We start from the raw sequence: 26,640 nt of genomic DNA, 5'->3' as shown, positions 1-26,640 counted from the left end.
TGTGTCCCGGTGGTGGGGGTGGGATGGTGTTTGGTGGGGGGGAGGGGGGGGGGGGGGGTGGGGTTATTTTACCCTTGGGTTGTCGTGCCACTCCCCCCCCCGCCCCACCCGCGGCCGGGCTTCGCCCGGATCCGCAAGGAGGGTACGGTCGTCCGCGGCTGGATAGACCTCACCGTCACCGGCGAGGGACCCGCTTCGTCGAGGGTGCTGTGGTCTCAAGTGATCTCGGTCCGGGCGGTTCCCCGTGCGCTCGACCCACTGCTCGCTGCCGTGGCCCGGGCCGCTTACGGGTGGGCCGTCCGCCGCCTCATCGACCGGGACTGATACTGGCGCTGCTCGTCAGGCCGCGTCGGCGCGGACGTCGGCGGGGCTGGTGCTCAGGGCGCGTCCGTAGGGGCTGAGCCAGTGGCACGTGCCGTCGCTCTCGAGGCGGACCTTCCAGCCAGCGTGGTGCTTGAACCCATGGTGCGAGCGGCAGAGGCAGACGAGGTTCTCCTCGCTGGTTGGGCCCTCGGGGAACCGGATCACATGGTCGATGTCGCACCGTGTGGCGGCCACCCCGCAGCCGGGGAAGCGGCAGGTCCGGTCGCGGTCTCGGATGCGGTCCGCCAGCGCCTTGTTCGGCCGGTAAATGCGAGGGTCGCGAGCGACGGTCACCCCGGTGTGCGCGTCCGCCCTCGTGATGCGGATACGCAGGTCGGGGTCGGTCAACACCTCGGCGAGTGCCGCCGCGAGCAGCCACCCGTGCCGCGCGGAGCGGATCCCGAGTCGGGGTGGGCGCCACCACCAGTCGCGGCGCGGGTCATCGGGGGGCAGCGTGCCAGGTGGTGGATTGGGGACGACCTCGGAGCCGATCTGGAAGAAGCTGGACAGGGGCATCAGCTGCTCCAGCGCGACTGGCGTTGGCGGGCCCTCGCCCTCGTCCGGTGGGCCGATGACGGGGCGGGCCGGGAGCGGCTGGACCGGCCCGAACTCGAGCACGACATCGCCGTCCGCGGGAAGCGGCTCACCCGGAGACACCTCGTCGGCCGGCATGGAGGTTGCCGACGTTGGCGGCGGGGCCGCGGGCTCCGAAGCCGCGTCGTGCGGCGGCTCGACGAGATGCGGCTCCCTTACCGAGGGATGCGGTTCCCTTGCCGAGGACCGTGGGGTGATGCGCGCCGCGTCACAGTGCGGTTCACCCTCCCCCTCTGAATCGGGGGCTGGTGCCGCGGGCGGCGCGCCGGTGGCGCGGGTGAAGGTCGGCACGACGAGCTCCACCACCGTCTCCACCCGCGCATGCCCCAGGATCAAATCGACGAACGCGTCGGCCCGGGCCTGGTCGACCGACCGATCCCCGTGCACGAGGTACTCCTGCGCGAGGGCGTCGATCGCCGCCCACACGCGGGCCGAGTCCTGTGCCGTCAGCGATGCGATCCAGTCGGTCATCCCGACCTCCACGCCTGGACCCGCCTTGATGAAGCGACCACGGAGTGCCGCCTCAGCCCGCTGGGCGAACGCGTCCTCGTCCACGATCTCGGCGGCCCGCTCGACCGCACGTCGCAGTCTGCCCGGCACGAGCTCGGTCACCCTGGGGTCGGCGTGCAGCACCAGGTCGAAGTCGAACGCCAAGCCGTGCGCCACGTGCAGCGCCCCGTCGGCGATGACCGCGACCCGCGCCGGCTCCAACCGGCCCCGCAGCGCGGCGGCCAAGGTCAGCGGCAGGCCATCGACGACCTTGTTCGCGCGCCCAACCCGAAGCGCCATGGACCGCGGGGCCACGTGGAAGATCGAGGCCACTGAGGATGCGACGACCTTCTGCGCCTCGGGCGCATAATCCGATCCGTCCCGCGGATCGTCGTTCAGTCCCGCGATCGCGAGCTCTTCGGCTCGCACCGCCGCGGCCAGCACCACGTCCTGGACCGCCGAGAGGGTGTTCGCACCCGCCTGGGTCACGGCGAGCACCGCCTCACACGACTCGGCGTCCAGGCAGCGGAGGCGCTCCGGCGCCACGCGCGCCACCACCGCCGCCTGGGCAACCGGCGGGAGGCTGTCGAACACTCCCGCGGGGATGTCGGTCACCGGTTCCAGCAAGGCGCCGAACGCAACCGAGTCGGCGTCACCGACCCGGCTCGACGTTCGCGCTGCTGTCCTGCTCATGACTCGATCATGTTTCGACCACCGACATTGCCGGCGGTCATCCACAGGGCCGCATTGCAGTCGCCGACCATTCGTCAAGGTGGGCGCCAGATCGGTCGCGATGTGCGCTCCTATTGCGGTGCCGCAGTTATTGCGGCTACCCTAGAACATGGCCAGTCCCGAGGAGCAGAATGCTCTCGCCGCGTCCGTCACCGCCGCCCAGTCCGCACTGGACGGGATAGACCCGGGGCAACCACTGGAGGCACTCCCGCTGCTGCGTCAGGCCCAGGAGCAGGTCACCCGCGCCATCGACGAGGCCATGGCGGCTGCCGTGACGACTGAGGGAGCGACGATCCGCACGGCCGGTCAGCTGGCCGGCCTCACCGAGAACGCCGTGGGACCGCGCCTCGGGCGCACGCGGATGCTGGCGGCATACCGATCGGAGTCGGGACGCGTCACGGCCGCGGGTGTCGAGCGCGCCCGGTACGACCTCGAGGAGGGCCGGCACCGCATGACGGACCAGGACGAGGGGCCCAAGCCGATGCGCTTCCGGGCGCGACGCAGCACCTGACGCGGACCGCGCGCCACCGACACCCACACCGAAGGGGGAACCATGACCGACCCGAACCTCACGCACCTCTACTTCCTGCTCGACCGCTCGGGCTCCATGCAGTCCATCAAAGGCGACACCGAGGGCGGGTTCGACGCCTTCATCGCCGAGCAGCGCACCACGCCCGGTGACTGCCGGGTGACGCTCGCACAGTTCGACGACGAGTACGAGGAGGTCTACCGGGACATCCCCGTGGCGGATGTCCCACCCCTGCAACTGCACCCGCGTGGGACGACCGCACTCCTCGACTCGATCGGCCGCCTCGTCGGCGACGCCGGGGCCCGGTTGGCGGCCCTACCGGAGGACGCACGTCCCGGGACGGTCATCGTCGGCATCATGACCGACGGCCACGAGAACGCGTCGCGGGAGATGACGCACGCCGCCGTCAAGGAGCTCATCGAGCGCCAGACCACCGACTACAGCTGGCGCTTCCTCTACATGGGCGCCGATCAGGACGCCATCGAGGTGGGCGCGAGCATCGGCGTCACCGCCGCGAACTCCATGACCTACACGCGGGGCCGGGTCGCCGCCATGATGCGGATGACGTCGGGCAACATCAGCCGGACGAGGGCCGCGGCCGCCCGCGGCGCCGACCAGGCGGAGCTGGACGCGCTGCTCGCCTACTCTCAGGAGCAGCGTGGCGAGGCACAGGAGTGACCCATGAGCCATCCGCTGCCACTTGCTGGGCGCCATAGTGCGAAGCGGTGCTGACCCCGCTGGCCAACCAACCAGGCCTACCTGACCCTTCTCGTGCTCGGGCCCATGCGGCGAGCCGCTTCAGCTGGGGTTGCAGGCGAGTCAGCAGGGCTGGCTCTGACACCAGCCCTGCCGACCTGTCCACCCGTCTGTCAAGTGCGTCAGGGTCACTTCGCGTCGGGCGCGACGATCTGCGGGAGCTTCGCGTCGAACATGGCCCCGAACTGCGACCCGCCGACCGTGTGCCCCTGGTTCGCCTGCGCCTTGACGATGCCCACCGCCCAGGTGGACGAGGCGAGGCGCTGGTTCGGGGTGCCGTGGTGGCCGGAGCTGGTGAAGCTGCAGTCACCGACGTTGTAGAACGACTGCTCGTTCTGGAGCACCTTCTGGTCGTTGATCGCCTGGCCCTGCTTGTGGGTCATGAAGTAGGTGCCGAGCGCGTCCGCCATGAGCTCGGTCCGTCGCGTCGCCTCCGGCCCGCGGAGCGGGCTGTCGAAGAGGTTCTTGGCGTACTGGACCTGGTGGCCGTACTCGTGGGAGAGGATCGAGCGGGGCGCCGTCACGTCGAGCCCGACGGCCCTCATGCCCTCCATGATCCCGTCGCCCATGATGATGCGCTTGGTCAGACCGAGCTCCTCGGCCTCGGCGTCGCCGGTGGGGTCGAACGCGAAGGCGTTGAAGGTGAAGAGAGGGTGGTCGCCGCCGCGGAGAGCCGGATCGGAGTTGACGAGCTCCCGGATCAGCTTGGCGCGGGACACCTCGTCGGCCGGCGAGTCGCCGTACATGACCGACAGCACGTAGGCCATGCGGTCGACGTCGGCGAAGGACTGCTTGCCCTTCATCGGCATGAGCTGGATCGAGGCACCGTCGACGTCCCAGAAGCTGCGCAGGTTCTTCATCGTCCTGGTCAGCTCGTTGGTGTAGGAGCCGTCAACGCCGAAGGTGTTCGCCCTGGACTCCGTGCCCAGGATCAAGGCGTCGTAGGTCGGCAGGTCAAGGCCACCCATGACGTAGAGCAGGTAGTAGGTGTAGAAGTCGATCTCGTCGACCTTGCCGTTGATCCACGTCGTGAGCGGGGTCGTGGCGCAGGCGTAGTCACCGGGGTTGATCGAGTTGTTGATGAGCTCCCGCCAGGTGGTGTCGCCGATCCCGAAGCGGTCCCCGAGCGCCTGGAGGCGCTGCTCGTCGTTCGCGGGGAGCCGCTTGCCGAGCTCGAGGACCTTGGCCTTCAGGTCTGCCGGGAGGTTCGCGCGGGCGACGGCCCAATCGAGCTTCTGCTGCAAGGAGGCCGAGGCGGTCGGCGCACCGCTCGTGGTCGCCGCAGTCCCCGCCCCATCCGCCGCATGGGCGGTGACGGCCACGCCGAACGCACTGGTCGAGGCCAGCGCCGCGGTGGCGACCAGGGTGCCGAGCTTCTTCATGGATACCTCCGGTGAGTTGCCGATGTCGGTGTCAGCGAGTCTCGCCTGAGTGCTCATGAGTTGCATCTCGAGAGCGTGTCCAGAATCGGCACTGTCGGAATCCGGACATCGGCGGCCTTGCGCTATACGTTTGGCCGCTGACGCTATCGCTCCCGTCGAGCGATTCGGGACAGGCTGGGCCGCCGTGTCGGACCCGCCGTTGAAGTCACGCTGTCCCACAACGAGTCCGTATGCCGCGCCGCGTGTCCCGCGTCGCCGGTGCCGGCCACTCGTGCCGCAGATGTACCGAGCCCGACCTGGAAAACCTGTCGGCGTCCATCGCTCTGCACGAGCGCTTCTGGGCCGCAGGCATCCCCGTGCCCAGGTGGTGCGCACTCGGCGCGGGGACCCCACGGCCATCGTTGCGGGGACGCGCGTCGAACTGGCTGGCACACCAGTCCGGTCGACACCAAGCGGTCCGTTCACCGGGTCGTGACAGGGACCTCGAGGGGAGTTCAGGCGCGGTAGAGCGCCCGGGCCGGGCAGAGGCGGATGGCGGTGGCGGCCTTAGCTGGGTCGACGGACGAGTCCCGCACGATGGGGTAGCCCCACTCGTCCAGCTCGATGTTGCGAGGAAGGACACCGGCGCAGACGCCGTGACCGGTGCAGGCGACCCGGTCGACGCGCAGGTCGACCGTGTCCTCGTCCGGACGGGTCCGGCTCTCAGAGTGGGAGGACATCGGCCGTCCGTCCCCTCGGCTCGAGGCAGTACCCGACGACGTGGCCCTCCAGGTGGTCGCGATACACGCGCAGGGCGGATGCGACGAACTGGCCGACGCCGTCCGGGAACCGGCAGGCGCCCCGGCCCGGCAGGAGCCCGGCGCGCCGGGAGATCGTCTCCAGGAGCCGCGCGGTCGGCCGCTCCGCGAACGCCCGCCACTCGGAGGCCAGGGCGGGCACGCCGAACATGCACGGGCCGCACTGGCCGGCCGACTCTCCCGCGGCATAGGCGAGGAACCGGTCGACGAGGGCGACCGGGCACTCGCTCGCGCCGATCACCTCGATGATGCCGGGGCCCGTGACGGCGCCGAACCGGCTGAGCTCGGTCGTCGACCACGTGAGGGTGCGGACGGCATCCGCGGGGACGAAGCTGCCGCCCAGGCCACCGACGATTACGGCCTCGGCATCGGCCGGTATGCCGCCGATGGCCCCGAGCAGGTCAGGTATCGGGACCCCCGCCTCGGTCTCGAGCACGACCCCGCGGGCGCTCGGCCCGTTGACGCTCACGAGGCGCGGTCCCGGTTCGGCGGCGGTCCCGAAGGCCCGGAACCACTCCGGCCCCAAGGACGCGATCTGGGCCACCCGCCAGACCGTCTCGGCGTTGACGACGACCGTGGGCTTGATCCGGCGGCCGGCGGAGTCACGTCCACCCGCCACGAAGGGGGTGCGCTTCGTCATCGGCCGGGCCAGACCACCTTGGGCGAGGGAGATGAGGGAGCTCTCCTCGGAGGAGACGTATCTCGCGGGCACCTCGAGGACGTGCAGGCCGGCCTGGCGCAGGCGGAGCGCGCTCGGGGAACCGCGGTGAGCGGCATACCGCACGGTCGACGGGCGCCGGGCACTGAGGAGGGTTGCGCCGCTGACGAGTTCGTCGAGGTGGTGCTCGACGACCCAGCCGTCCTTGGCGGCTCCGATCTCGCCGTCGCAGGCGTTGACGATGAGGCGCGCGTGGTGCTCGAGGGCGGCCTTGAGCTTCACCGCCGTCGGGAAGGCGGCGCCGCCACGACCGGTGAGCCCGGCGTCGGCGAGGAGCGGGACCAGCGTCGGGCTCATGACCACTCCTGGGATGCGACGTCCCGGCGGCGATCGGCGTCGTGGTGGCTTGCACCGGAGCGCCACACGAGGGCGACGACGCCGGCGAGAGCGCAGGCGACGGTAGCGAGTCGGAGCAGGGGCTCGTTCGCCGTGCCGAGCATGAAGCCGTGGATGAGGGCGAGCGGCCACAGCGCGTATGCCGCCCAGTGCACGACGCGCCACACCCGCTCGGAGATGCGCTCACGCAGCAGCGAGGTGACCACGACGGCGATGAGGATGTCGAAGGAGAGCGTCCCGAGCCCGACCCAGAGGGGCTCGTAGCCGGAGGTGAACGGCACGATCGCGGAGATGGCGTCGATCGACACGTAGGTCTCGACGACGGCGGTGAGGATGTGCAGGAGCAGGAACACGGTCATGCCGAGGGACAGCCTGCGGTGCAGCGCCGTGACCACCGTGGCCGACTCGAGGCTGCGGGCGCCTCGACCGGAGATGACCACGCCGAGGATGACCACCGCCGTGAGGAGCACGATGCTGACCGTCCCGGTCGCCCGGGAGGTGTACCAGAGCGCCTCGTTCACGATGCGCTCCGCCGTGCGAGGTCTCCGACCGGCCACCCGGGGGTCGTGACGGGGGCACCGTCGAGCCGGTCGAGCCGGGCCGCGATGCCCTGCTCCTCGAGCCAGGCCGGGGCTTCCGGGCCCAGGACGACGGCGGCAGTGGCAGCGGCGTTCGCCTCGACCGCCGTGGCCGCCGCACAGGTCACCAGAGCCCACGTGGCCGGGGCGGTGAGCCCGGTGCGGGGGTCGACGATGTGGTGGCGCTCCCCGGTGGCCGAGGACCACCGGCGCAGCCGGGTCGACGACGTGGCGACGCCCGTCCCGGTCGAGGCGACCACCTGCAGGACCCGCCCCTCGTCGTCCTCGATGCCGATCTGCCAGCCGGCTGCCGGTGTCGCACCGGCCACGGCGATGTCGCCGCCGAGGTCCACGAGGAACCCGCCCGGCAGCTGCCCGCAGAGGAGAGCGGCGAGGACGTCTGCGGCGTACGCCTTCGCGGTGGCACCGAGGTCGAGCAGCGTGCCCCGCGGGACCGCCACCCGCCGCGTCGCACTGGAGAAGTGCACTGCCCTCCAGCCGGGCACGGCGGCGCGACGGGTGTCGGCCGTGGGGAAGCGGCGGACGCGGATGGTCTCGATGTCGGCGTCGTAGCCGCTTGCGACGACGGCAGAGCCGACAGTCGGGTCGACGAGGCCGCCGGTGATGCGCGCCATGCGCAGGGCCGCGTCGAGGTGGTCTGCGAAGACCGGCGAGACGAAGGCCGACGCGGCGCCCGCCCGGGCCCGAGCCGCCAGGAGCGAGACCTCCGAGTCGGGACGGAACCGCGAGACGGCCCGGTCGAGCTCGGCGAGGTAGGCCCGGGCGATGCGGGCCGCCGGGCCGGCTGCCCGAGGGTCGGTCGTGAGGATCGTGTTCGTCGTGCTGATCGCGCGGAAGGAGGCTCGGCCGAGAAGCGGCTCCGGGACGGGTGCGGTGCTCATGATCCGTGCGAGGTGACCTGGGGCGAGCCGGAGCCGGAACCGAGCTGGCCCGCGGAGCCGAATCCGTTCTGGCTCCGGCTACCCTGGCTGCCGTTGCCGCTCTGGTCGTTGCCCGAGAGGCTGGATCCGTTGTCGTCAGAGTTCTGCTCGTTGCTGCCGACCTGGCTCTGCGTCCCGTTCTGGTCCGACTGGTGCGAGGTCGTGCTCGAGTTCGAGGAACCCGAGCCGCTCGTGCCGGTGGCGAGGGCCGCGTTGTGGTCCTCGGCGAGGTGGATTCCCACGATGGCGGTCGCGACGGCGCTCGCGGAGAGGATGCCCACTGTCCAGGAGCGCGCTCGGGTGAGTGCGGTCGATCCCATGGTTCCTCCTTGCGGGTGGTTCGTCCTTCAACAGTGCGTCGCGAACCTGAGCAGGAGGTATGGGAGGCGGGGAGCGTTCCTGTGAATCGGCTACGAGGCGCTCGCCGGCTCCACGGTATGCCGCTCACGGCCCGGTCCCGCCCGCCCGGCCCGGTGCCGCATCACCGCCGCCGTGACGAGTGAGGCCCACGCAGCGGTGACGACCAGGTAGGCGAGCTGGCTGAGGTCGCGCGAGGCGTCGAGGGCCTGGAGCAGGACCCGGAGGTTCGTCAGGACGATGAGGCCGCCCACCCCGGTCCCGAGGACCGTCGCAGGCAGCCGGCTCACCAGCCACGCGGCGCCCGGTGCGGCGACGAGGCCGCCACCCAGGAGGACGAGGACGTAGGCGAAGTTGATCCCGCTGGTCCCGAGGCCGAAGAGGAACGCGATGCTGGCCGCGGCGGTGACGAGGAACTCGGAGGTGTCGACCGAGCCGACGACAGTCCGCGGGGCGGTGCGCCCCGCCGACAGGAGGGTCGTCGTCGAGACCGGCCCCCACCCGCCCCCGCCCGTCGCGTCGACGAAGCCGCCGATGAAGCCGAGCGGCACGAGGAAGCGGCGACGGTGCGGAGAGGTCCGGGCGGCAGCGGTCGCCGGCGGTCGGAGGGCGAAACGGGTGAGGATGTAGACGCCGAGCAGGAGCAGCACCCCTCCCATGACGGGGGCGGAGGCCTCGGTCGACAGGTGGGAGAGCAGCGTGGCGCCGAGGAACGCACCGACGGCGCCGGGAACGCCGAGGCGGAGCACGAGGCGTCGGTCGACATTGCCGAGGCGCCAGTGCGCGACGCCCGAGGCGACATTGGTGCCGAGCTCGGCGAGGTGGACGGAGGCGCTTGCCATCGCCGGCGTGAGCCCGACCGCGAGGAGCAACGAGGAGGAGGTGGCGCCATACCCCATCCCCAGGGCGCCGTCGACGAGCTGCGCGAAGAACCCCACGACTCCGAGCACGAGCAGGGTCCTCATGCGACCTCCTCCCACTCGGCGGCGAGACGGACCACGTCGCCGACGACGATGACGGCGGGGCTCTCGACCGCACGTTCAGACGCACGGTCCGCGATGGTCGCGAGAGTGCCGGTCGTCGTGCGCTGCGTCGGCGTCCAGCCCCGCTCGACGACCGCGACCGGCGTGCTGGCGGCGCGCCCGTGCGCGACGAGGAGCGCGGCGGTCTCATGGAGACGGGAGACGCCCATGAGCAGGACGAGGGTGTGATCGGGCCCCGTGGGGACGGTGGGGATCTCCTCGTGGCCGGTGACCACGGTGAACCCCCGGGCCAGGCCGCGGTGGGTGACCGGGATGCCGGCGGCGGCAGGAACCGCGACCGCGCTCGTCACGCCGGGCACGACCTCGACCGGGACACCGGCGGCCTCGCACGCGAGGCGTTCCTCGCCGCCCCTGCCCAGGACGTAGGGGTCGCCACCCTTGAGCCGGACGACGGCGCGGCCGAGCCGGGCGTGCTCGACGAGGATCTCGGTGATCCGCTCCTGCGGGATCGGGTGGTGACCTGGGGTCTTGCCGACGTCGATGACCTCCACGGACTCCGGCAGCCGGCCGAGCAGGCCTCGTGGCGCGAGGCGGTCGACGACGACCACGTCCGCCGACCGCAGCAGCTCGTGGCCGCGCGCGGTCAGCAGCCCGTCGGCCCCGGGACCTCCGCCAACCAGCGCGACCCAGCCCGATCCTGCCCGGGGGCGGGTGCGACGCAGATCGAGCGCGCCGCTCGCGAGGGCCTGCTCGACGCCGTCACGGACCGAGCGGCCGAGTCCGGGGTCGCCGCCGGCGTGGACCGCCACAGTCACCCGCCCGTCGGGGGTGCTGACCCGGGCGCGCGCGGGGACGCTGGCCCGCGTGGTGGCGGCGGAGCCGGCGTTGACGCACCAGATCCTGAGCGCCTCGGCATCGGTGGCGACGGCCTCGTCGACCTCAGGGTCACCGGTCGCGGTATGGACGAGCCACGCCCCGTCCAGGTCGCCCGGTCCCGCATAGTCCCGCACGTGCCAGGCGATGTGCCCCTCGTGCACGAGGTCGCGCAGGTCTTCGCAGAGGTATGGCGCGACGACGCGCAGGCGCGCGCCCTCCGCCAGGAGGGCCGCCACCCTGCGGGCCGACACCGGGCCGCCGCCGACCGCGACGACGAGGCGGTCGGTCAGGTCGAGGACGAGGGGGAGACCGGTGGGCCTCGGCGTCGACGGCGCGGTCACGGCCGGGACCCCTGCTCGCCGGTGTCCGCAAGTGGCCCCAAGACTGCTGGTGACCCGTCGACTGCTGGTGGCCTCTCGACCGTGGCCATGCCGGCCGCGACGGTGGCGCCGTCGTGCGGGTCGACGAGCAGGAACGCGCCACCTGGGCGGGACGCGGCGTAGTCCTCGACCGGCAGTGGCTGCGCGAGCCGGATGGTGATGCGGCCGATGTCGTTGAGGGACAAGGAGTCTGCGGCGACGGAGTGGAGGTCGTCGAGGTCGAGGCGGCCCTCGACCGTCCGAACGATCGCCTGCACCGTGCGCGCACCGTGCTTGAGGAGCAGCCGGGCACCCGGTCGCAGCGGCCGGTCACCGAGCCAGCACACGAGCGCCTCGACGTCCCGGACCGGTCTCGGCGCATCGGAGGCCGACGCGATGACGTCGCCGCGGGACACGTCGAGGTCGTCCGCGAGCCGGACGGTCACGGACTGCGGCGCGAAGGCCTCCTGGAGCTTGCGCTCCCCGAGGTCGATCCCGGCGATGGTCGTCCGCAACCCGGAGGGCAGGACGACGACCTCGTCGCCGACGCGCACGACGCCCGAGGCCACCTGCCCGGCATACCCGCGATAGTCACGGTGGGCGGTGTCCCGAGCCGCGTCCTGGGGACGGATCACGAGCTGGACCGGCAGCCGGAACGACCCGGCCACCGGGCCCGAGGAGGGCGGTAGGGTCTCGAGCAGCTCGAGGAGGGCCGGCCCGTCATACCAAGGCGTCCGGGCGGACCTTGCGACGACATTGTCGCCGTCGAGAGCCGAGACGGGGATCGCCCGTGCGTCGGCCACGCCCAGCTCCCGCGCGACGGCGCGCACGTCCGCCTCGGCTCGCCGGTAAGCCTCCTCGGAGAAGCCCACCAGGTCGATCTTGTTGACCGCGACGACGACGTGGGGCACTCGCAGCAGGGCTGCCACGGCGAGGTGCCGGCGCGTCTGCTCGAGCACCCCCTTGCGGGCGTCGACGAGCAGCACGATGACGTCGGCCGTCGAGGCGCCGGTCACGGTGTTGCGGGTGTACTGGACGTGCCCGGGGCAGTCCGCGAGGACGAACGAGCGGGTCGCGGTGGCGAAGTAGCGGTACGCGACATCGATCGTGATGCCCTGCTCCCGCTCCGCCCGCAGGCCGTCGGTGAGCAGCGCCAGGTCTGCCGCAGTGAGTCCGCGTTCCCGGGAGACCCGCTCGACGGCCGCGAGCTGGTCGGAGAGGACCGACTTCGTGTCGTGCAGCAGGCGCCCGACGAGGGTCGACTTGCCGTCGTCGACGGACCCCGCGGTCGCGAGCCGCAGCAGCGTGTTCGCCTCAGTGGCAACAGCGCTCATCAGAAGTACCCCTCCTTCTTCCGGTCCTCCATCGCGGCTTCCGACAGCCGGTCGTCGGCGCGGGTGGCGCCGCGTTCGGTCAGCGTGGACGCGGCGACCTCGAGGACGATCTCGGCGTTCGTCGCGGCACTCGACGGCACCGCGCCGGTGCAGGACATGTCGCCGACGGTCCGGTAGCGCACGACCCGCCGCTCGACCGCCTCGCCCTCGCGGGGCTGGGACCACGGGCCGACGGCGAGCCACATCCCGTCGCGCCGGAAGACGTCCCGCTCGTGCGCGTAGTAGAGCGGCGCCAGCGGGATCGCCTCACGCTCGATGTAGCGCCAGATGTCGAGCTCGGTCCAGTTGCTGATCGGGAAGACCCGCACGTGCTCGCCGGGCCGGTGCCGCGGGTTGAGCAGGTTCCACAGCTCAGGTCGCTGGCTCTTCGGGTCCCACTGGCCGAACTCGTCACGGAGAGAGACGATTCGCTCCTTGGCGCGCGCCTTCTCCTCGTCGCGCCGGCCCCCGCCGAAGACGCCGTCGAAGCGGTGCTCGGCGATCGCGTCCAGGAGCGGCACCGTCTGCAGCGGGTTGCGCGTCCCGTCGGCGCGCTCCCGCAGCCGCCCGTCGTCCAGGTAGTCCTGCACGCGCGCGACGACGAGCCGCAGCCCGAGCCGCTCGACCGTCTCGTCCCGGTACGCCAGCACCTCGGGGAAATTGTGACCGGTGTCGACGTGCAGCACCGGGAACGGGATCGGAGCCGGCCAGAACGCCTTGGCCGCGAGGTGCAGCATGACGACGGAGTCCTTGCCGCCGCTGAAGAGCAGTGCCGGCCGCTCGAGCTCGGCCGCGATCTCGCGGATGACGTGGATCGACTCCGCCTCGAGCGCGTCGAGCAGGCCCAGCCGCCGGTCCGATTCGTATGCCGGTGAGCGGGCTTCGTGAGGAGCGTTGCCTCCCAGCGGAGCCCGGCCCTCGGCGTGGTCTCGACGATGGGGACCGGGACCTCGATCGGGAGAGGTCAGCTCTCGATCGGGCAGGGTGGTCGTGTTCGTCGTCATGTGTGGAGTCCGCATTCGGTCTTGGCGAAGCCGGCCCACCGACCGGCACGGGGGTCCTCACCGGGCTCGACCCGGCGGGTGCACGGCTCGCAGCCGATGGACGGGTAGCCGTCGGACAGGAGCGAGTTGACCTCGACCCGGTGCTCCGAGGCATACGACTGGAGATCGTCGAACGACCAGGCCACCAGGGGGTTCACCTTGACGAGGCCGTTCTTGTCATCCCACGTGACGAGCGGGGTCTGGGCCCGCGTCGGTGCCTCGTCGCGCCTCACCCCGGTCACCCAGGCCTCGTAAGTGGGCAGCACGCGGGCCAGGGGCTCGACCTTGCGGAGCCGGCAGCACAGGGCGGGGTCGCGCTCATGGAGCCGGGCGCCGTATGCCGCGTCCTGCTCCGCGACGGTCTGCTCGGGGACGACGTTGACGAGGCGGATCGGCAGGTCCTGGGCGACGAGGTCGCGGGTCACGAGGGTGTCCGAGAAGTGGTAGCCCGTGTCGAGGAAGAGCACGTCCACGCCGGGGGCGAACCGCGAGACGAGGTGTGGCAGCACGGCATCGGCCATGGAGCAGGCGACGGCCGCGGTCCCTGGGAAGGTCTCGGCGAGCCACGCCGCGACCTCCTCGGCGGAGGGCTCACCACGGGGACCGGCGGCGCGGGCGTTGAACTCGTCGACGAGCGCCCGGAGCTCCGCCTCGCTGCGACGTCCACGCGGGACGGACGGTGTGGGAACAGGAATGGCGGTCACTGCAGTGCCTCCTCGTCGGCTCGGTGGGCCCACTCGGCGAACGTCTCGGCGGCCACCCGCTCCGCGGCATACCGTCGAACGACGCGCTCGACGTAGTCGGCGACCTCAGTGGCAGGAACCTTGAGGCCGCGCACGGTCCGGCCCAGGCCGCCCTCGTCGCGCCCGACGCCGGCGAGGCCACCTCCGAGGTGGACCTGGAATCCCGGCACCTGAGCCGGGCCGGAGCCGGTGTCGACGGTGATGATCTGGCCCTTGAGGCCGATGTCGGCGGTCTGGATCCGCGCGCAGGAGTTGGGACAGCCGTTGACGTTGAGGTCGATCGGCCGGTCCAGCACGGGCTCCAGATCCGCGAGCCGCCGTTCCAGCTCGGTGATGACGGCAGCGGCGGTGTCCTTCGTGTCGACGATCGCAAGCTTGCAGAACTCGATCCCCGTGCAGGCCATCGTGGAGCGGCGGAACGGGCTCGGGGTCGCGGTGAGGCCGAGCGGCTCGAGACCGGCGACGAGCGCGTCGAGCCCGTCGGCCGGGACGCCGAGGATGACGAGCTTCTGGAAGGCCGTCAGTCGGACCGCCTGCGCGCCGACGCCCTCGACGAGGTCGGCGAGGCCCGCGAGGGTCCGGCCACCGACCCGGCCGACCATCGGGGCGGCGCCGACGAAGTAGCGGCCGTCCTTCTGCAGGTGAACGCCGACGTGGTCACCGCGACCCGTGGCCGGAGCGGGTGCGGGGCCGTCGGGGAGCGGGTGGCCGAGGTACTCGGTCTCGAGGACCTCACGGAACCTCGCGGTACCCCAGTCGGCGAGAAGGAACTTCAGGCGGGCCTTGTTGCGCAGGCGCCGGTAGCCGTAGTCACGGAATATCCGCACGACCCCGTGCCAGACGTCGGGCGCCTGCTCCTCGCTGACGAAGACACCGAGCCGCTCGGCGAGGCGCGGCGTCGTCGAGAGCGCGCCGCCGACCCAGAGGTCGTAACCCGGCCCGAGGTCCGGGTGCACGACACCGACGAGGGACACATCGTTGATCTCATGGACGACGTCGAGGCTCCGATGGCCCGTGATCGCCGTCTTGAACTTGCGCGGCAGGTTTGCCAGCTCGGGGTCGCCCAGCCAACGCCGCTTGATCTCCCGGATGACCGGGGTCGGGTCGATGATCTCGTCGGCCGCGATCCCCGCGACGGGGCTGCCGAGGAAGCCGCGGGGGGTGTCACCGCAGGCTGTCGTCGTCTCGAGGCCGACCGACTCGAGCCGGCGCCAGATCTCGGGGACGTCCTCGATCTCGACCCAGTGGTACTGGATGTTCTGCCGGTCCGTGATGTCTGCGGTGCCCCGGGCGAAGTCGCTGGAGATGCCGCCGAGCACCCTCAGCGCGTCCGGCGTGAGGGCCGCCCCGTCGGTCCGGACGCGGAGCATGAAGTAGCGGTCCTCGAGCTCGTGCGGTTCGAGCTGCGCCGTCCGTCCCCCGTCGATCCCGGGTCGGCGCTGCGTGTAGAGCCCCCACCAGCGGAAGCGGCCGTGCAGGTCGGAGTCGGGGATCGAGTCGAAGCCCTGCCGCGCGTAGATCGTCTCGATCCGCTCGCGCACATTGAGCCCGTTGTCCTCGGCCTTGAGCTCCTCATTCGCGTTGAGGGGCGCCGGGCCGTCGACCTTCCACTGCCCGTTCGCGCGACGAGCCCGCGGGGTGCGGAGGGTACGAGGCGCTGGGTCCGTCACCGTCATGGCGAGCGAATCTATAAGCGTCCCTTATTTGATCTATAACGCTGTCCATCATGTGGGCGACGGCGGGTACGCCCCTCAGCCCTCAGGCACGTGGGTCGTCACCATCCGCTCGCGGATCTGGTCCATGACGGTGCTGTCGGCGAGGGTCGTGACGTCCCCGATGGCCCGGTCCTCGGCGACGTCGCGCAGCAGCCGGCGCATGATCTTGCCGGACCGCGTCTTGGGCAGCTCGCTCACCACGAGGATCTCGCGCGGCTTGGCGATCGGCCCGATCTGCCTCGCCACGTGGTCGCGCAGCTCGGCGACCAGCGCCCCGCCGCCGTCCGTCGGCCCGCCATCCCCCAACGCCTCCTGGCGCAGGATGACGAAGGCGCAGACCATCTGGCCGGTCGTGGGGTCGTTCGCTCCGACGACGGCGGCCTCGGCGACCTTCGGGTGGGACACGAGGGCCGACTCGATCTCGGTGGTCGAGAGCCGGTGGCCGGAGACGTTCATGACGTCGTCGACCCGGCCCAGCACCCAGATGTCGCCCTCCTCGTCCTTCTTCGCGCCGTCGCCGGCGAAGTAGAGTCCCGGGAAGCGCGACCAGTAGGTCTCCTTGTAGCGCTCGGGGTCGCCCCAGACCCCCCGGAGCATCGAGGGCCACGGGCTCGTCACGACGAGGTAGCCGCCGGAGCCGTCCGGCACCGACTGACCCGCGTCATCGACGACGTCGACGGTGATCCCGGGCAGCGCCCGCATGGCGGAGCCCGGCTTCGTCGTGGTGATCCCGGGCAGGGGGCTGACCATGATGGCGCCGGTCTCGGTCTGCCACCACGTGTCGACGACGGGGCATCGACCCTGACCGATGGTGTCCCGGTACCAGATCCACGCCTCGGGGTTGATCGGCTCGCCGACGGAGCCGAGCAGCCGGAGCGAGGACAGGTCGTGCCCCTGCAGCATCTCCGTGCCCCACTTCATGTAGGTACGGATCGTCGTCGGGGCGGTGTAGAGGATCGACACGTCATGCTCGTCGATGAGCTTCCACCAGCGGTCCTTGGCGCCGGGGTGCGGCACGCCCTCGTAGAGGACCGAGGTCGTCGCGTTGGTCAGCGGTCCGTAGACGATGTAGGAGTGGCCGGTGACCCAGCCGACGTCGGCGGCGCACCAGTAGACGTCGCGCTCCGGGTGCACGTCGAAGACGTTCAGGTGGGTGTACGCGCACTGAGTCAGGTAGCCGCCGGTCGTGTGGAAGATCCCCTTCGGCTTCCCGGTGGTCCCCGACGTGTAGAGGATGTAGAGCGGGTGCTCGGCGTCGAAGTCCTGCGCCTCGTGCCGGTCGGACTGCTTGTCGACGAGGTCGTGCCACCAGAGGTCGCGGCCCTCCTCCCAGGACACGTCGCCGCCGGTGCGGCGCACGACGAGCACCTTCTCGACGCCGGGCGACTTGCCGACGGCCTCGTCGACCTGGGGCTTGAGCGGGGCGATGACGCCACGCCGGTACTGCCCGTCCGCGGTGATGACGACCTTGGCGTCGGCGTCGGAGATCCGGCTCGCGAGCGCCTCCGCGGAGAACCCGGCGAAGACGAGGGTGTGAGGCGCCCCGATCCGGGCGCAGGCGAGCATCGCGACGACGGTCTCGGGGATCATCGGCATGTAGATCGCGACGGTGTCGTCCTTACGGACCCCGAGCGACTCGAGGGCGTTGGCTGCCTGGCAGACCATCCGCTGGAGATCGGCGTAGGTGATCGTGCGCTTGTCGTCCTGGGGGTCGCCCTGCCAGTAGTAGGCAACCCGGTCACCGAGGCCGGCCTCGACATGGCGGTCGACGCAGTTGTAGCAGGCGTTGAGCCGGCCCCCCACGAACCACTTTGCGAAGGGCGCGTCAGACCAGTCGAGGACCTGGTCGAAGTCCTTTGACCACGTGAGGAGTTCGTGGGCTCGGCGGCCCCAGAACGCCTCGCGGTCCGCGGCCGCCTCCTCGTAGAGGGATGGCTTCGCGACCGCCTGCGCGGCGAACTCCTCGCTCGGTGGGAAGCGGCGCTCCTCGTGGAGGAGATTGGACAGGGTTTCCTCGGACATCTCGGGTCCTCCTCGCGCAGCCGGGGTTCTCCCCCCACTGAACGCCTCTCCTGCGCCGGCGACAAGCCCCTCCCGAAACTCGTCCTTGCGTGGGGTGTGACGGCGACTTACCGTCGGAAGTGTTCCTGCCTGCTGGCACGAGAGGAGCGACCATGGCTACCGCCGAACGCAACCTTGGACCAGAGGCCCCCGGCACCGCCCGAGGACCAGAGCTCGGCACGACCGGCAGAGTGGGCGGGCCGGGGCCCGAGGCCCCGGAGCGCGTCATCCCGCCCGGGTCGCACCTCGCCGACCCGGCACCGCTCGGGCTCGCAGGTTTCGCCATGACGACCTTCTTCCTCAGCGTCGTCAACGCCGGCTTGCTTCCGGCGACGGTGACGGGCGGCGTCTTCGGCCTCGCCATCTTCTACGGCGGCATCGCCCAGTTCGCCGCCGGGATATGGGAGTTCGCGAAGGGGAACACGTTCGGGGCAGTCGCCTTCTGCTCCTACGGTGCCTTCTGGCTGTCCTTCTGGTACCTGGCTGGCCGGACCGACCTTGCGGCTGCAGGTCCTTCGGCGGTCAAGGCCATCGCGTACTACCTGCTCGGCTGGACGATCTTCACCGGCTACATGATGCTCGCCTCGTTCCGAGTGTCGGGAGCGGTGGCGGGCGTCTTCGTCACCCTGTTCGTCACGTTCGCCCTCCTCACGGTCGGTGGGTTCACGAACGTCGCCTTCTGGAGCAAGGCGGGAGGCATCGTCGGCATCATCACTGCAGTCGTGGCGTGGTACGCCTCCTTCGCGGCGGTCTTCAACTTCACCGCGAAGCGGCCCACCCTCCCCGTCTGGCCGCGGGCCTGACCCTCACGTCGCCGAGCCGGCCGCGATCGCGATCTCGCGGCCGACTCGGTCGGCTTGCGTCTCCGGCAGGGTGGCGTAGCCGATGACGAGCCCGGGGGTCGCGCTGTCGATGGCGTATGCCGTCAGTGGCGTCACGCGGATCCCCTTGCCCTCCAAGCGGCTTGCCACCTCGTGGTCGTCGACGTCATGGGGCAGGCGCGCGACGACGTGCAGCCCGGCACAGACGCCCGCCTGGGGGAGCCCGGGGGCGTGGCGCTCGAGGGCTGCGACGAGCGCTGCCCGGCGAGCGGCATACGTCCTGCCGGCTCGGGCGAGGTGCCGCGCGAGGGCGCCTGACCCGATGAACTCGGCGAGCATGCGCCCGACGACGGGCGTCACGTGCAGGCCCCGCGTCTCGAGCTCGCGGCGGAGCGGGCCGTGGAGCCGCGCGGGGGGGACGACCCAGGCGACCCGGAGAGAGGGGGCGAGGACCTTGGAGGCAGTACCGACATAGACCACGTGGTCGTCGGCGCCGTCGAGCGAGTGGAGCGCCGGCAGCGGAGAGACGTCGTAGCGGAACTCCCCGTCGTAGTCGTCCTCGATGACGAGGGCGCCGCGCGAACGGGCCCAGGCGACGAGCTCGACCCGGCGTGCGACGGGCATTCGGCCGCCGAGGGGGAACTGGTGGGCCGGGGTGACGTAGACGCCGTCGTCGCGGCGGGTGAGGAGGGCAGGGTCTAGGCCGTCGTCGTCGACCGGCACCGGGCGCACCCTGGCCCCCTCCCGCTCCAGGGCCTGACGCGGATCGACGTAGCCCGGGTCCTCGAGGACGACCTGCTTGCCCCTCCATCCGGCCGCCGCGACAAGGGCCGGCAGGAGGGCGTTGACCCCCGGCGCGACGAGGATCCTGTCGGGCGGCGTCGTGACGCCTCGCGTGCGCCTGAGATGCCAGGAGAGCGCCTGGCGCAGCTCACCGTGGGAGGTGTCGGTCCGGACGAACTCGTCGATGTCTCCGCTCGCCCCACGCCGCCAGGCCCGCCGCCAGTCCGCCGCGTTGACGAGTCGCGTGTCGGGTGCCCCTGGTCGCAGCTCGAGGGAGGGGTGACCGCCGACGACGGCTGGCATGGGTGGCAGGTCGTCGGTCCCGAGGCCGCGCCGGGGCGAGCCAGGATCGGCGAGGGCGATCCCTTGCGCGGCAGGAGGCAGGCCCTCCGGCACGTGGGTGCGGGCCCCGGCGCGGGCCGCGAGGCACGCGTCGGCGGCGACGATCGTGCCCGAGCCTCCGACGCCGTCGACGAACCCGGCCGCGGTGAGCTCGTCGTAGGCCGCGACCACCGCGCCGCGGCCGACCGCGAGCTGGGTCGCCAGCACGCGAGTCGACGGCAGCAGGTCCCCAGGGCGAAGCCGACCGGCGCCGATCTGCTCGAGGATGGCCTCGCTGATCCGGTGTCGCAGCGGGCCGTCGCCGTCGGGCAGCCGGATGGGCAGGTCGGGAACGCGCGCGGTGCGGGCCATCAGTCGACGGTACCCGTAAGTGGTCTGCGGTTCGAGGGCATATCCGGATCTGGGTACGGACCACATAGGGCGTCAGAATGGTCCCTGTGACGACCACGCCCCGTGTCCCCTGGCAGGCCAAGTACCTCGCCCTCGCCCTTATCTGGGGCTCGAGCTTCCTCCTGATGAAGGTCGGCCTGCACAGCCTCGCGCCGGTGCAGATCGCGGCCCTGCGGATCATGGCCGGCGCCGTGGTGCTGCTCCTGCTGCTCCGGATGACCGGCGGGCGCCTGCCGCGGGGCGGCCGCGTCTGGGGACACCTGCTCGTGTCGAGCATCTTCCTCACGGCGGTGCCCTTCACCGGCTTCGCCCTCGGCGAGACCCGGGTCAGCTCCGCACTGGCCGGGATCGGCAACGCGACGACGCCTCTCGCCGCGGTCCTCTTCGGCCTGGCGCTCCTGCCGAGCGACCGGCTCACCACCCGCAAGCTGGTCGCGGTCATCGTCGGCTTCCTGGGCGTCGTGACGATCATGCAGCCGTGGGAGGCCGCCGGCCGCCCCGACCTCGTCGGGTTCGCGATCGTCGTCGCGTCGGGGATGTCATACGGCCTCGGCTGGACCTACCTGCGACGCCACCTCGCCCACGTCGACCTCGGCGGCCTGTCCCAGCCCACCGCCCTGCTCCTCTGCGGCAGCGCCCTCATGGTCCCGGTGACCCTCGTCTGGTGGGCCATCGCGCGACCGGGGGCGGCACCGTGGAGCCTGGCAGGGCCAGGCGGCGGCGCGGCATACGGGCACATCCTGGCCGTCGTCGCGCTCGGCGTCGTGGGCACCGGACTGGCCTACATGCTGCAGTTCGACGTCGTCCGGGGTGCGGGTGTCACGATCAGCTCGACCGTCACCTACCTCATCCCGATCGTGTCGATCGCGCTCGGCGTCCTCGTGCTCGGTGAGCACCTGGCGTGGCCGCAGCTTGCCGGCTTCGCCATCGTGCTCGCCGCGGCGGTCGTGATCGGGATGCCCCAGCGCTCACGACGACGGGTCGCCCCGGTCTGCACCGAGACCGAGGGTGCCCTCGCCGGCTGAGCGGTGGGCCGGGCGCACGATGATCGCCTGCTGGTCCTCGGGGTCGAGGGCCCGGCCCGCGGGGCCGACGACCGAGCGGCGGTCACGGCGCCCGGAGGCGCGGGCGCGCACCTCGAGCGTCGCGCCCGGCCCGATGCCGAGACCGGCGAAGTGGCGCAGGCGCGCCGCGCCCGAGTCGGAGACACGGACGACCCGGTAGACACCCGGCGTGGCGTCGACGAGGGGGCCGGCGTCCCCGGGGTAGCTCACCCTGCCGTCGGCACGTGGAATGGGGTCTCCATGGGGATCGGCCCGGGGACGGCCGAGGAGGGCGTCGATCCGTTCGATGAACATGTCGGACACCGCGTGCTCGAGGCGTTCGGCCTCGTCGTGGATGTCGTCCCAGGCGTAGTCGAGGTGCTCGACGAGGTAGGTCTCGAGGAGCCGATGGCGCCGCACCATGAAGATCGCCAGCCGGGCACCGTCCTCCGTGAGGGTCGCGTGCCCGTAGCGTTCGTGGTGGACCAGGCCGCGGTCGGCGAGGCGGCGCAGGGTCGCCGAGACCGTGGGGCGGGTGCTGCCGAACCGCTCTGCGAGCGAGCTGACCGTGGCGGGCGGCCCGTCCCACTCGGTCGCCGACCAGATCGCCTTGAGGTAGTCCTCGACGACGGGCGTGATGCCCTCGAGGGCGGCGGTCCGTCGGCCTTCGATCATGTCGGGCTCAGTCCTGCCCGGTGACGGTCAGATAGAGCAGCAGGACGTTGAGGGCCACGATCGCGGTCGCCACCACGCCGGCCGTGAGCCGGAGCGAGGTGCCGTTGGCGAAGGGGCCCATCAGGGTGCGGTCGCTCGTGAGGCGGGCCAGGGGGACCAGCGCGAAGGGGATGCCGATCGACAGGACGACCTGGCTGAGGACGAGGGCCCACGTCTGGTCGACGCCTGTGGCGAGGATGACGAGGGCTGGGATCACCGTCACCGAGCGGCGAACCATGAGCGGGATGCGTACGCGCAGCAGGCCCTTCATGATCTCGGATCCGGCGTAGCAGCCAACCGAGGTCGAGGCGAGGCTCGAGGCGAGCAGCCCCACGCCGAAGACGACGCCGACGGCGGAGCCGAGGTGGCTGCCGATCGCGTGGGCGGCGCCCGGGATGGTGTCCGTGTCGGGGACGCCGGGGAGGGCGGACGCGGCGAGCAGGAGCATCGCGATGTTGACGCCTCCGGCGACGACGAGCGCACTGACGACGTCCCACCGGGTGGCGCGCAGCAGCCGGACGATGCGGCCGGGATCGCTGCTGGGGCCGTGACGGTCCCGGGCCAGGCTGGAGTGCAGGTAGATGGCGTGCGGCATCACCGTCGCGCCGACCATGCTCGCGGCGAGCAGGACCGTGTTCGAGTCCTCGAACCGGGGCACGAGGCCGCCGGCTGCGGCCCCCCAGTCGAGGGGGCTGAAGAGCAGGCCGGCCGTGAAGCCGATCGTGATGATGAGCAGGAACCCCATGACGACGAACTCGAAGGGCCGCTGCCCCCGCCGGGTCTGCACGGCGAGCAGGGCGACGGACACCGCGCCGACGATGGCGCCGCCGATGAGGGGGTGGAGCCCGAAGAGGATCTGCAGGGCGATCGCCCCGCCGATCACCTCGGCCACGTCGGTGGCCCCGGCCGTGATCTCCGCCTGCGCCCAGTAGAGGAGGCGACTGCGTCGGGACAGGCGGGCTCCGAGCACCTCGGGCAGGCTCTGGCCGGTGACGAGGCCGAGCTTCGCGGACAGGTACTGCACGACGACGGCCATCGCGTTTGCGACCACGAGGACCCACACGAGGAGGTAGCCGTAGTCGGCACCGGCGGACAGGTTGGCCGCCACGTTGCCCGGGTCGACGTAGGCGATCGCCGCGACGAACGCCGGTCCCAGCAGCGGGATGAGCCGCCGCTCGGCACGCGCACCGGTCCACTGTCGCGTGCCCAGCGCCATCCGCGTGCCTCCTTCGCCGATCGCAGAGAGTTAGATGAGTCTAACTTTACGGATCCGCGGCGCCTGTCGGAAAGGGGCGGGGGGACCGGATGCGCGGTCAGCGGGCGGCGCCCGACCAGCAGGCGGCGAGCAGCCGGTAGCCGGCGTCCTGCGTATCGAGGTGCCGCTGCCAGTGCCGGCCGGCGTGCTGGGGCGCGTTGCGGTAGGCGGCGTCGGCGACGCGGACCGCCTCGATGAGCTCGAACTGCAGGTCGCGGCGCGCCTCCAGGGCCGGCTCGGGTCCGGCCTCCTCAGTCGACAGGACGTGCTCGAGCTCCGCCGTCGCCGTCTCGACCCGGCCCAGCTGCCCGGGCAGCGCCCGCCGCCAGAAGCTGCGCCCGACCGTCCACAGCACGACGACCCCGACACCCACGCCGATCAGGGTGTCGAGGAAGCGCGCCCACATGAGGCCACCCGCGTCCTGCCCGGGACCGGTGGTCACGAGCAGGACGAGCGGGGTGATCAGCGCGACGGCGACCGCGTAGTTGCGCACCACGAACAGCTCGATGGTGAACTGCAGGACCGCGAGCAGGGCGATGAGGACGTAGTCGTGCGGGTGAGCGGCATACAGGAGGGTGAAGACGACGAGACCCGCCACGGTGCCGATGAGCCGGTGCAGCGCGCGGTAGGTCCCGACGAGCCGGTCCACTCCGCTGTGCAGGACGAGGATCGCGCTCATCATCGCCCAGTCCGGGCGGCCCGTCCCCAGGAGGTATGCGGCAGTCCCGGCCACCGCGCACGCGACGAGCACGCGCAGGGCGAGGATCGTCGGGAACGAGCCGAGGGCGAGGGAGCGCCGCAGCAGGTATCCCAGGTGCGGCGGGCCGAGGGGGATGTCCTCGGCGAGCCGCCGGTCGTCGAGGGCCGTGGAGCCGGCCGCGGTGTTCGGTTGCTTCGCCGCGTCCGGGTTGAGGGTGCGGGAGAAGCGCTCGTGCATCCCGAGCAGCGCTCGGCTCGTCGCGCTGTCGCGCAGGCCCGCCTCGTCGATCGCGTTCCACGCGGCGTGCAGCGCGACGGCGGCCTCGGTGCGGGTGCGGCTGGTGGCCAGGCCGGCGTCGACCGCCTCGAGATGGCGACCGACAGCCGCGTCGGCGGCGCGCAGGCGCTTGGCGACCGGGCCGTGCGGGGCCCAGAGCCAGGGCAGGAGCGAGATGACGATCGCCGTGCCGCCACCGAGGAGGGTGAGACCCGCGATCTCCCCGACAGGGATCTGTCGCGCCGAGAGCAGGGACGCCATCGAGGCGACCATGGCGAAGAAGAACCCGCCGGGCGGGCCGAGCTGCAGCGCGTTCGCGAGGAAGGTCATCAGCGTCGCGAGCAGCGTGACCCCGGCGACGACGACGAGGCCGGCCGCCGTGACGGTCCCGGTGACGGCGCCGAAGTGGCGGGCGAGGTTCTCGGTCAGGGCGCCGAAGAACGCGCCGCCGACGAGCATGAGCAGCACGATCGTGAGCAGCCAGGCCCGGCGCCGGTACGGCCGGTCTGTCCCATAGAGCGCGGTGAACGCGCCGAGGGAGACGAACAGCGCGTGGCTCGGGTTGCCGACGACGGTGGCGATCGCCGCCGCGATGCCGAGCGAGAGACCCGCCGTGACGGCAACCTGGAGTCGCGACGGCGCCGGTGCCCCCATGAGGAGCCGCCGGTGGTCGAACGGCGGCGGGGTGTCGACGTGGGCGGGCACGGCCCATTGTCCCCCTCCCGTCGACCGGTCACCTTCCCCGCCTCGACCGGTCACTTCCTCTGGTGCGGAGGATGATGACCCGTATGAAGTCGCGCGACTGGGACGAGCGGTATGCCGCTGTCGACCTCGTGTGGTCGGCCGGCCCGAACCGCTGGGTGGAGGAGATCGCGGCGGACGTGCCGCCAGGACGGGCGCTAGACGTGGCCGCCGGCGAGGGTCGCAACGCGATCTGGCTCGCCTCCAGCGGCTGGAGCGTCGTGGCCGCCGACTTCTCCGAGGTCGCGATCGAGCGCGCACGGCGGCTTGCCAGCGAGCAGCTCGGTGACGCGGCCGATCGGTTCACGGCCGTCGTCTCCGACGCGCTCGAGCCGGCACCGGAGGGCGGGCCGTATGACCTCGTGCTCTTCTCCTACCTGCAGCTGCCTGAGCAGGAGCGGCGAACGGCCTGGGCCAGAGGCATCGAGGCGGCGGCGCCCGGGGCACGGGTCGTCGTCATCGGCCACGCGAGCCGCAACCTCCACGAGGGCTGGGGCGGACCCCAGGACCCGACCGTCCTCTATGACCCCGACGAGATCGTCGCCGAGGTGGCGGATCAGCCGGTGGACGTCGAGTCAGCCGAGGTCAAGGCGCGCCCCGTGGAGACCGATGGTGGGGTCCGCGAGGCGCTCGACACGGTCGTGGTGCTGCGCCGCCGCTGACCCCGCCCGTCGCCGGCCCGCGAAAGCTGCGTTCGACGCCACGCGTCGTGGCGTTCCGCGGCGCGCGCCCACGAGAGCTGGCGCTCGACGCCATGTCGTGAGGTCCTGGCGAGACGGCGCCGGGACTCAGCCGGCGACGTGCCAGGCGAGTAGGCCGAAGAGGACGCCGAGCCCGTTCGTGGCCCAGTGCATGCCCACGCTCGCGAGCAGGCTGCCCGACCGGCGCCGGAGCCATGCTGCGACGAGGCCACCGGCCGTCGTGAACAGGACGGTGCCACCGATGATGGCGAGGTGCGCGAGGGGCCCGAGGCGGATCGCCGCCATCGCCACCGCCTGGTTGGCCCCAGCAGAAGCCATCGCCGGCAGCACGTGCCACAGCCCGAAGAGGACGGAGGAGGCGAGCGCCACCTGCCAGACCCGGGCATGCCGTGACAGGAAACCCCACAGCACCGATCGGAACGCGATCTCCTCGAAGAGGACCGTCCCGACCGGGATCATGATGAGCGCCGACATGAGGGCACCCGCCGGCGCGAGGTGGTAGCGAACGTCGAGGAACGCGCTGCGGGTCATCGGCAGCAGCACCCCGGCGAGATAGACCAGCCCGACGAGGGCGATGACGCCGCCACCCCAGCGCAGTCCTGGTCGCCACTGGTGCCGGCCCAGCCCGAGCTGCGCCCAGGTGAGCCCGGACCATCGGGCGAAGGCCAGCAGCGCGACGGCGCCCACCGGACCGAGCCAGAGCGTGTCCCAGTTCAGGAGGTGGTTCGCGAGGTTGATCGCGACGAGTGCCGCCACGACGGCCATGGTCGCGACCGGGGTCGGCGCGTGGGGTCGACTCGTCGGGATCGCCTGGCTCATCCCCGCAATTGTCACATTCTGATGACTACCCCGCGACCGAAGCCCACAAGCATCCGCCCCGCCGGGCCGAGCCACCCGAGCCGCCACGGCCACGGCCGGCCCACCACGAGCCAGCCCAGCGACCAGCCGCGACCGGTGTCAGCGCCGGCGCCGCAGCAGGATGCCCCGCACGTACTCCGCCTGGCCGAGGTGTTTGGCGCTGTCCTCAAGGACGGACATCACCCGGACCGCCATGGTGACCGGTGGGTCTCAGTTCGCGTCGACGACTCGCTCCCAGTCGTCGTCCGTGACCGAGTCGAGCCAGCTCATCGTCAGCTCGTGCGTCGCGTC

25 protein-coding genes are annotated in these 26,640 nt (G+C 71.8%); 6 read left to right on the top strand and 19 right to left on the bottom strand.

What is annotated here, in order from left to right:
• Positions 1-84: 84 nt before the first annotated feature.
• Positions 85-324 carry a hypothetical protein gene (locus ACTHJJ_RS13050; RefSeq protein WP_440303368.1) on the top strand — a complete coding sequence of 80 codons (240 nt, stop codon included), beginning with the start codon at positions 85-87 and terminating at the stop codon, positions 322-324.
• Positions 325-339: 15 nt separating this feature from the next.
• On the opposite strand, the gene ACTHJJ_RS13045 is transcribed toward ACTHJJ_RS13050, so the two are convergent.
• Entirely contained in the window at positions 340-2,139 is a 1,800-nt protein-coding gene (locus ACTHJJ_RS13045) for a hypothetical protein (RefSeq protein ID WP_440303367.1), read from the bottom strand.
• A gap of 148 nt (positions 2,140-2,287) precedes the next feature.
• Between ACTHJJ_RS13045 and ACTHJJ_RS13040 the strand changes: the two genes are divergently transcribed.
• Both ACTHJJ_RS13040 and ACTHJJ_RS13035 read left to right on the top strand, forming a co-directional pair.
• On the top strand, positions 2,288-2,689 hold the full coding sequence (locus ACTHJJ_RS13040; protein WP_440303366.1) for a hypothetical protein: 402 nt from the start codon (positions 2,288-2,290) through the stop codon (positions 2,687-2,689).
• Positions 2,690-2,731: 42 nt separating this feature from the next.
• Positions 2,732-3,385 (top strand): VWA domain-containing protein, encoded by a 654-nt coding sequence (locus tag ACTHJJ_RS13035; RefSeq protein ID WP_440303365.1) that lies wholly within the window; start codon positions 2,732-2,734, stop codon positions 3,383-3,385.
• A gap of 206 nt (positions 3,386-3,591) precedes the next feature.
• Here ACTHJJ_RS13035 and ACTHJJ_RS13030 read toward each other — a convergent pair whose 3' ends face one another.
• The 13 genes from ACTHJJ_RS13030 to acs all read right to left on the bottom strand — a co-directional run bounded on the left by ACTHJJ_RS13030 (position 3,592) and on the right by acs (position 17,686).
• A complete protein-coding gene (locus ACTHJJ_RS13030) occupies positions 3,592-4,902 on the bottom strand; it encodes a hypothetical protein (RefSeq protein WP_440303364.1) in 1,311 nt (436 codons plus the stop codon).
• A gap of 437 nt (positions 4,903-5,339) precedes the next feature.
• On the bottom strand, positions 5,340-5,564 hold the full coding sequence (locus ACTHJJ_RS13025) for a ferredoxin (protein WP_440303363.1): 225 nt from the start codon (positions 5,562-5,564) through the stop codon (positions 5,340-5,342).
• Positions 5,548-6,657 carry an NADH-ubiquinone oxidoreductase-F iron-sulfur binding region domain-containing protein gene (locus tag ACTHJJ_RS13020; protein ID WP_440303362.1) on the bottom strand — a complete coding sequence of 370 codons (1,110 nt, stop codon included), beginning with the start codon at positions 6,655-6,657 and terminating at the stop codon, positions 5,548-5,550. Before ACTHJJ_RS13020 ends, ACTHJJ_RS13025 begins: the two co-directional genes overlap by 17 nt.
• Entirely contained in the window at positions 6,654-7,217 is a 564-nt protein-coding gene (locus ACTHJJ_RS13015; protein ID WP_440303361.1) for a ferric reductase-like transmembrane domain-containing protein, read from the bottom strand. Before ACTHJJ_RS13015 ends, ACTHJJ_RS13020 begins: the two co-directional genes overlap by 4 nt.
• Positions 7,214-8,176 (bottom strand): FAD:protein FMN transferase, encoded by a 963-nt coding sequence (locus tag ACTHJJ_RS13010; RefSeq protein ID WP_440303360.1) that lies wholly within the window; start codon positions 8,174-8,176, stop codon positions 7,214-7,216. Before ACTHJJ_RS13010 ends, ACTHJJ_RS13015 begins: the two co-directional genes overlap by 4 nt.
• Positions 8,173-8,535, bottom strand: coding sequence for a hypothetical protein (locus ACTHJJ_RS13005; protein ID WP_440303359.1), 363 nt, complete (start codon positions 8,533-8,535; stop codon positions 8,173-8,175). Before ACTHJJ_RS13005 ends, ACTHJJ_RS13010 begins: the two co-directional genes overlap by 4 nt.
• A 90-nt stretch (positions 8,536-8,625) precedes the next feature.
• On the bottom strand, positions 8,626-9,537 hold the full coding sequence (locus ACTHJJ_RS13000) for a sulfite exporter TauE/SafE family protein (RefSeq protein WP_440303358.1): 912 nt from the start codon (positions 9,535-9,537) through the stop codon (positions 8,626-8,628).
• Entirely contained in the window at positions 9,534-10,772 is a 1,239-nt protein-coding gene (cobA, locus tag ACTHJJ_RS12995) for a uroporphyrinogen-III C-methyltransferase (RefSeq protein ID WP_440303357.1), read from the bottom strand. Before cobA ends, ACTHJJ_RS13000 begins: the two co-directional genes overlap by 4 nt.
• Positions 10,769-12,124 carry a sulfate adenylyltransferase subunit 1 gene (locus tag ACTHJJ_RS12990; RefSeq protein ID WP_440303356.1) on the bottom strand — a complete coding sequence of 452 codons (1,356 nt, stop codon included), beginning with the start codon at positions 12,122-12,124 and terminating at the stop codon, positions 10,769-10,771. Before ACTHJJ_RS12990 ends, cobA begins: the two co-directional genes overlap by 4 nt.
• Positions 12,124-13,167 carry a sulfate adenylyltransferase subunit CysD gene (gene cysD, locus ACTHJJ_RS12985; protein WP_440303355.1) on the bottom strand — a complete coding sequence of 348 codons (1,044 nt, stop codon included), beginning with the start codon at positions 13,165-13,167 and terminating at the stop codon, positions 12,124-12,126. Before cysD ends, ACTHJJ_RS12990 begins: the two co-directional genes overlap by 1 nt.
• The gene (locus ACTHJJ_RS12980; RefSeq protein ID WP_440303354.1) at positions 13,164-13,910 is read right to left on the bottom strand and encodes a phosphoadenylyl-sulfate reductase; all 747 of its coding nucleotides are present in this window, start codon (positions 13,908-13,910) and stop codon (positions 13,164-13,166) included. Before ACTHJJ_RS12980 ends, cysD begins: the two co-directional genes overlap by 4 nt.
• Positions 13,907-15,625, bottom strand: coding sequence for a nitrite/sulfite reductase (locus ACTHJJ_RS12975; RefSeq protein WP_440303353.1), 1,719 nt, complete (start codon positions 15,623-15,625; stop codon positions 13,907-13,909). Before ACTHJJ_RS12975 ends, ACTHJJ_RS12980 begins: the two co-directional genes overlap by 4 nt.
• Positions 15,626-15,700: 75 nt before the next feature.
• Complete coding sequence (gene acs, locus ACTHJJ_RS12970) at positions 15,701-17,686, bottom strand: acetate--CoA ligase (RefSeq protein ID WP_440303352.1); 1,986 nt, start codon at positions 17,684-17,686, stop codon at positions 15,701-15,703.
• A 152-nt stretch (positions 17,687-17,838) separates the two neighbouring features.
• Between acs and ACTHJJ_RS12965 the strand changes: the two genes are divergently transcribed.
• Positions 17,839-18,528, top strand: a complete 690-nt coding sequence (locus tag ACTHJJ_RS12965) for an acetate uptake transporter (RefSeq protein ID WP_440303351.1) — start codon at positions 17,839-17,841, stop codon at positions 18,526-18,528.
• A gap of 3 nt (positions 18,529-18,531) precedes the next feature.
• Here ACTHJJ_RS12965 and pdxR read toward each other — a convergent pair whose 3' ends face one another.
• Complete coding sequence (gene pdxR, locus ACTHJJ_RS12960) at positions 18,532-20,022, bottom strand: MocR-like pyridoxine biosynthesis transcription factor PdxR (protein WP_440303350.1); 1,491 nt, start codon at positions 20,020-20,022, stop codon at positions 18,532-18,534.
• 86 nt (positions 20,023-20,108) lie between these two features.
• On the opposite strand from pdxR, the gene ACTHJJ_RS12955 reads away from it, so the two are divergent.
• Positions 20,109-21,086 carry a DMT family transporter gene (locus ACTHJJ_RS12955; protein ID WP_440303349.1) on the top strand — a complete coding sequence of 326 codons (978 nt, stop codon included), beginning with the start codon at positions 20,109-20,111 and terminating at the stop codon, positions 21,084-21,086.
• Here ACTHJJ_RS12955 and ACTHJJ_RS12950 read toward each other — a convergent pair.
• The 3 genes from ACTHJJ_RS12950 to ACTHJJ_RS12940 form a co-directional block, all read right to left on the bottom strand.
• Positions 21,030-21,779, bottom strand: coding sequence for a metal-dependent transcriptional regulator (locus ACTHJJ_RS12950; RefSeq protein ID WP_440303348.1), 750 nt, complete (start codon positions 21,777-21,779; stop codon positions 21,030-21,032). The genes ACTHJJ_RS12955 and ACTHJJ_RS12950 overlap by 57 nt on opposite strands.
• 7 nt (positions 21,780-21,786) lie before the next feature.
• Positions 21,787-23,034, bottom strand: coding sequence for an Nramp family divalent metal transporter (locus ACTHJJ_RS12945; RefSeq protein WP_440303347.1), 1,248 nt, complete (start codon positions 23,032-23,034; stop codon positions 21,787-21,789).
• Between the two features lie 97 nt (positions 23,035-23,131).
• Positions 23,132-24,754, bottom strand: coding sequence for an FUSC family protein (locus ACTHJJ_RS12940; RefSeq protein WP_440303346.1), 1,623 nt, complete (start codon positions 24,752-24,754; stop codon positions 23,132-23,134).
• 83 nt (positions 24,755-24,837) lie between these two features.
• Between ACTHJJ_RS12940 and ACTHJJ_RS12935 the strand changes: the two genes are divergently transcribed.
• Complete coding sequence (locus ACTHJJ_RS12935; RefSeq protein WP_440303345.1) at positions 24,838-25,452, top strand: class I SAM-dependent methyltransferase; 615 nt, start codon at positions 24,838-24,840, stop codon at positions 25,450-25,452.
• Positions 25,453-25,578: 126 nt separating this feature from the next.
• On the opposite strand, the gene ACTHJJ_RS12930 is transcribed toward ACTHJJ_RS12935, so the two are convergent.
• Entirely contained in the window at positions 25,579-26,310 is a 732-nt protein-coding gene (locus tag ACTHJJ_RS12930) for a lysostaphin resistance A-like protein (RefSeq protein WP_440303344.1), read from the bottom strand.
• Between the last annotated feature and the right edge of the window lie 330 nt (positions 26,311-26,640).

Source organism: Intrasporangium sp. (genome assembly GCF_051961875.1).
GTDB lineage: Bacteria > Actinomycetota > Actinomycetes > Actinomycetales > Dermatophilaceae > Intrasporangium_A.
This window is presented reverse-complemented; position numbering and strand designations above follow the sequence as displayed.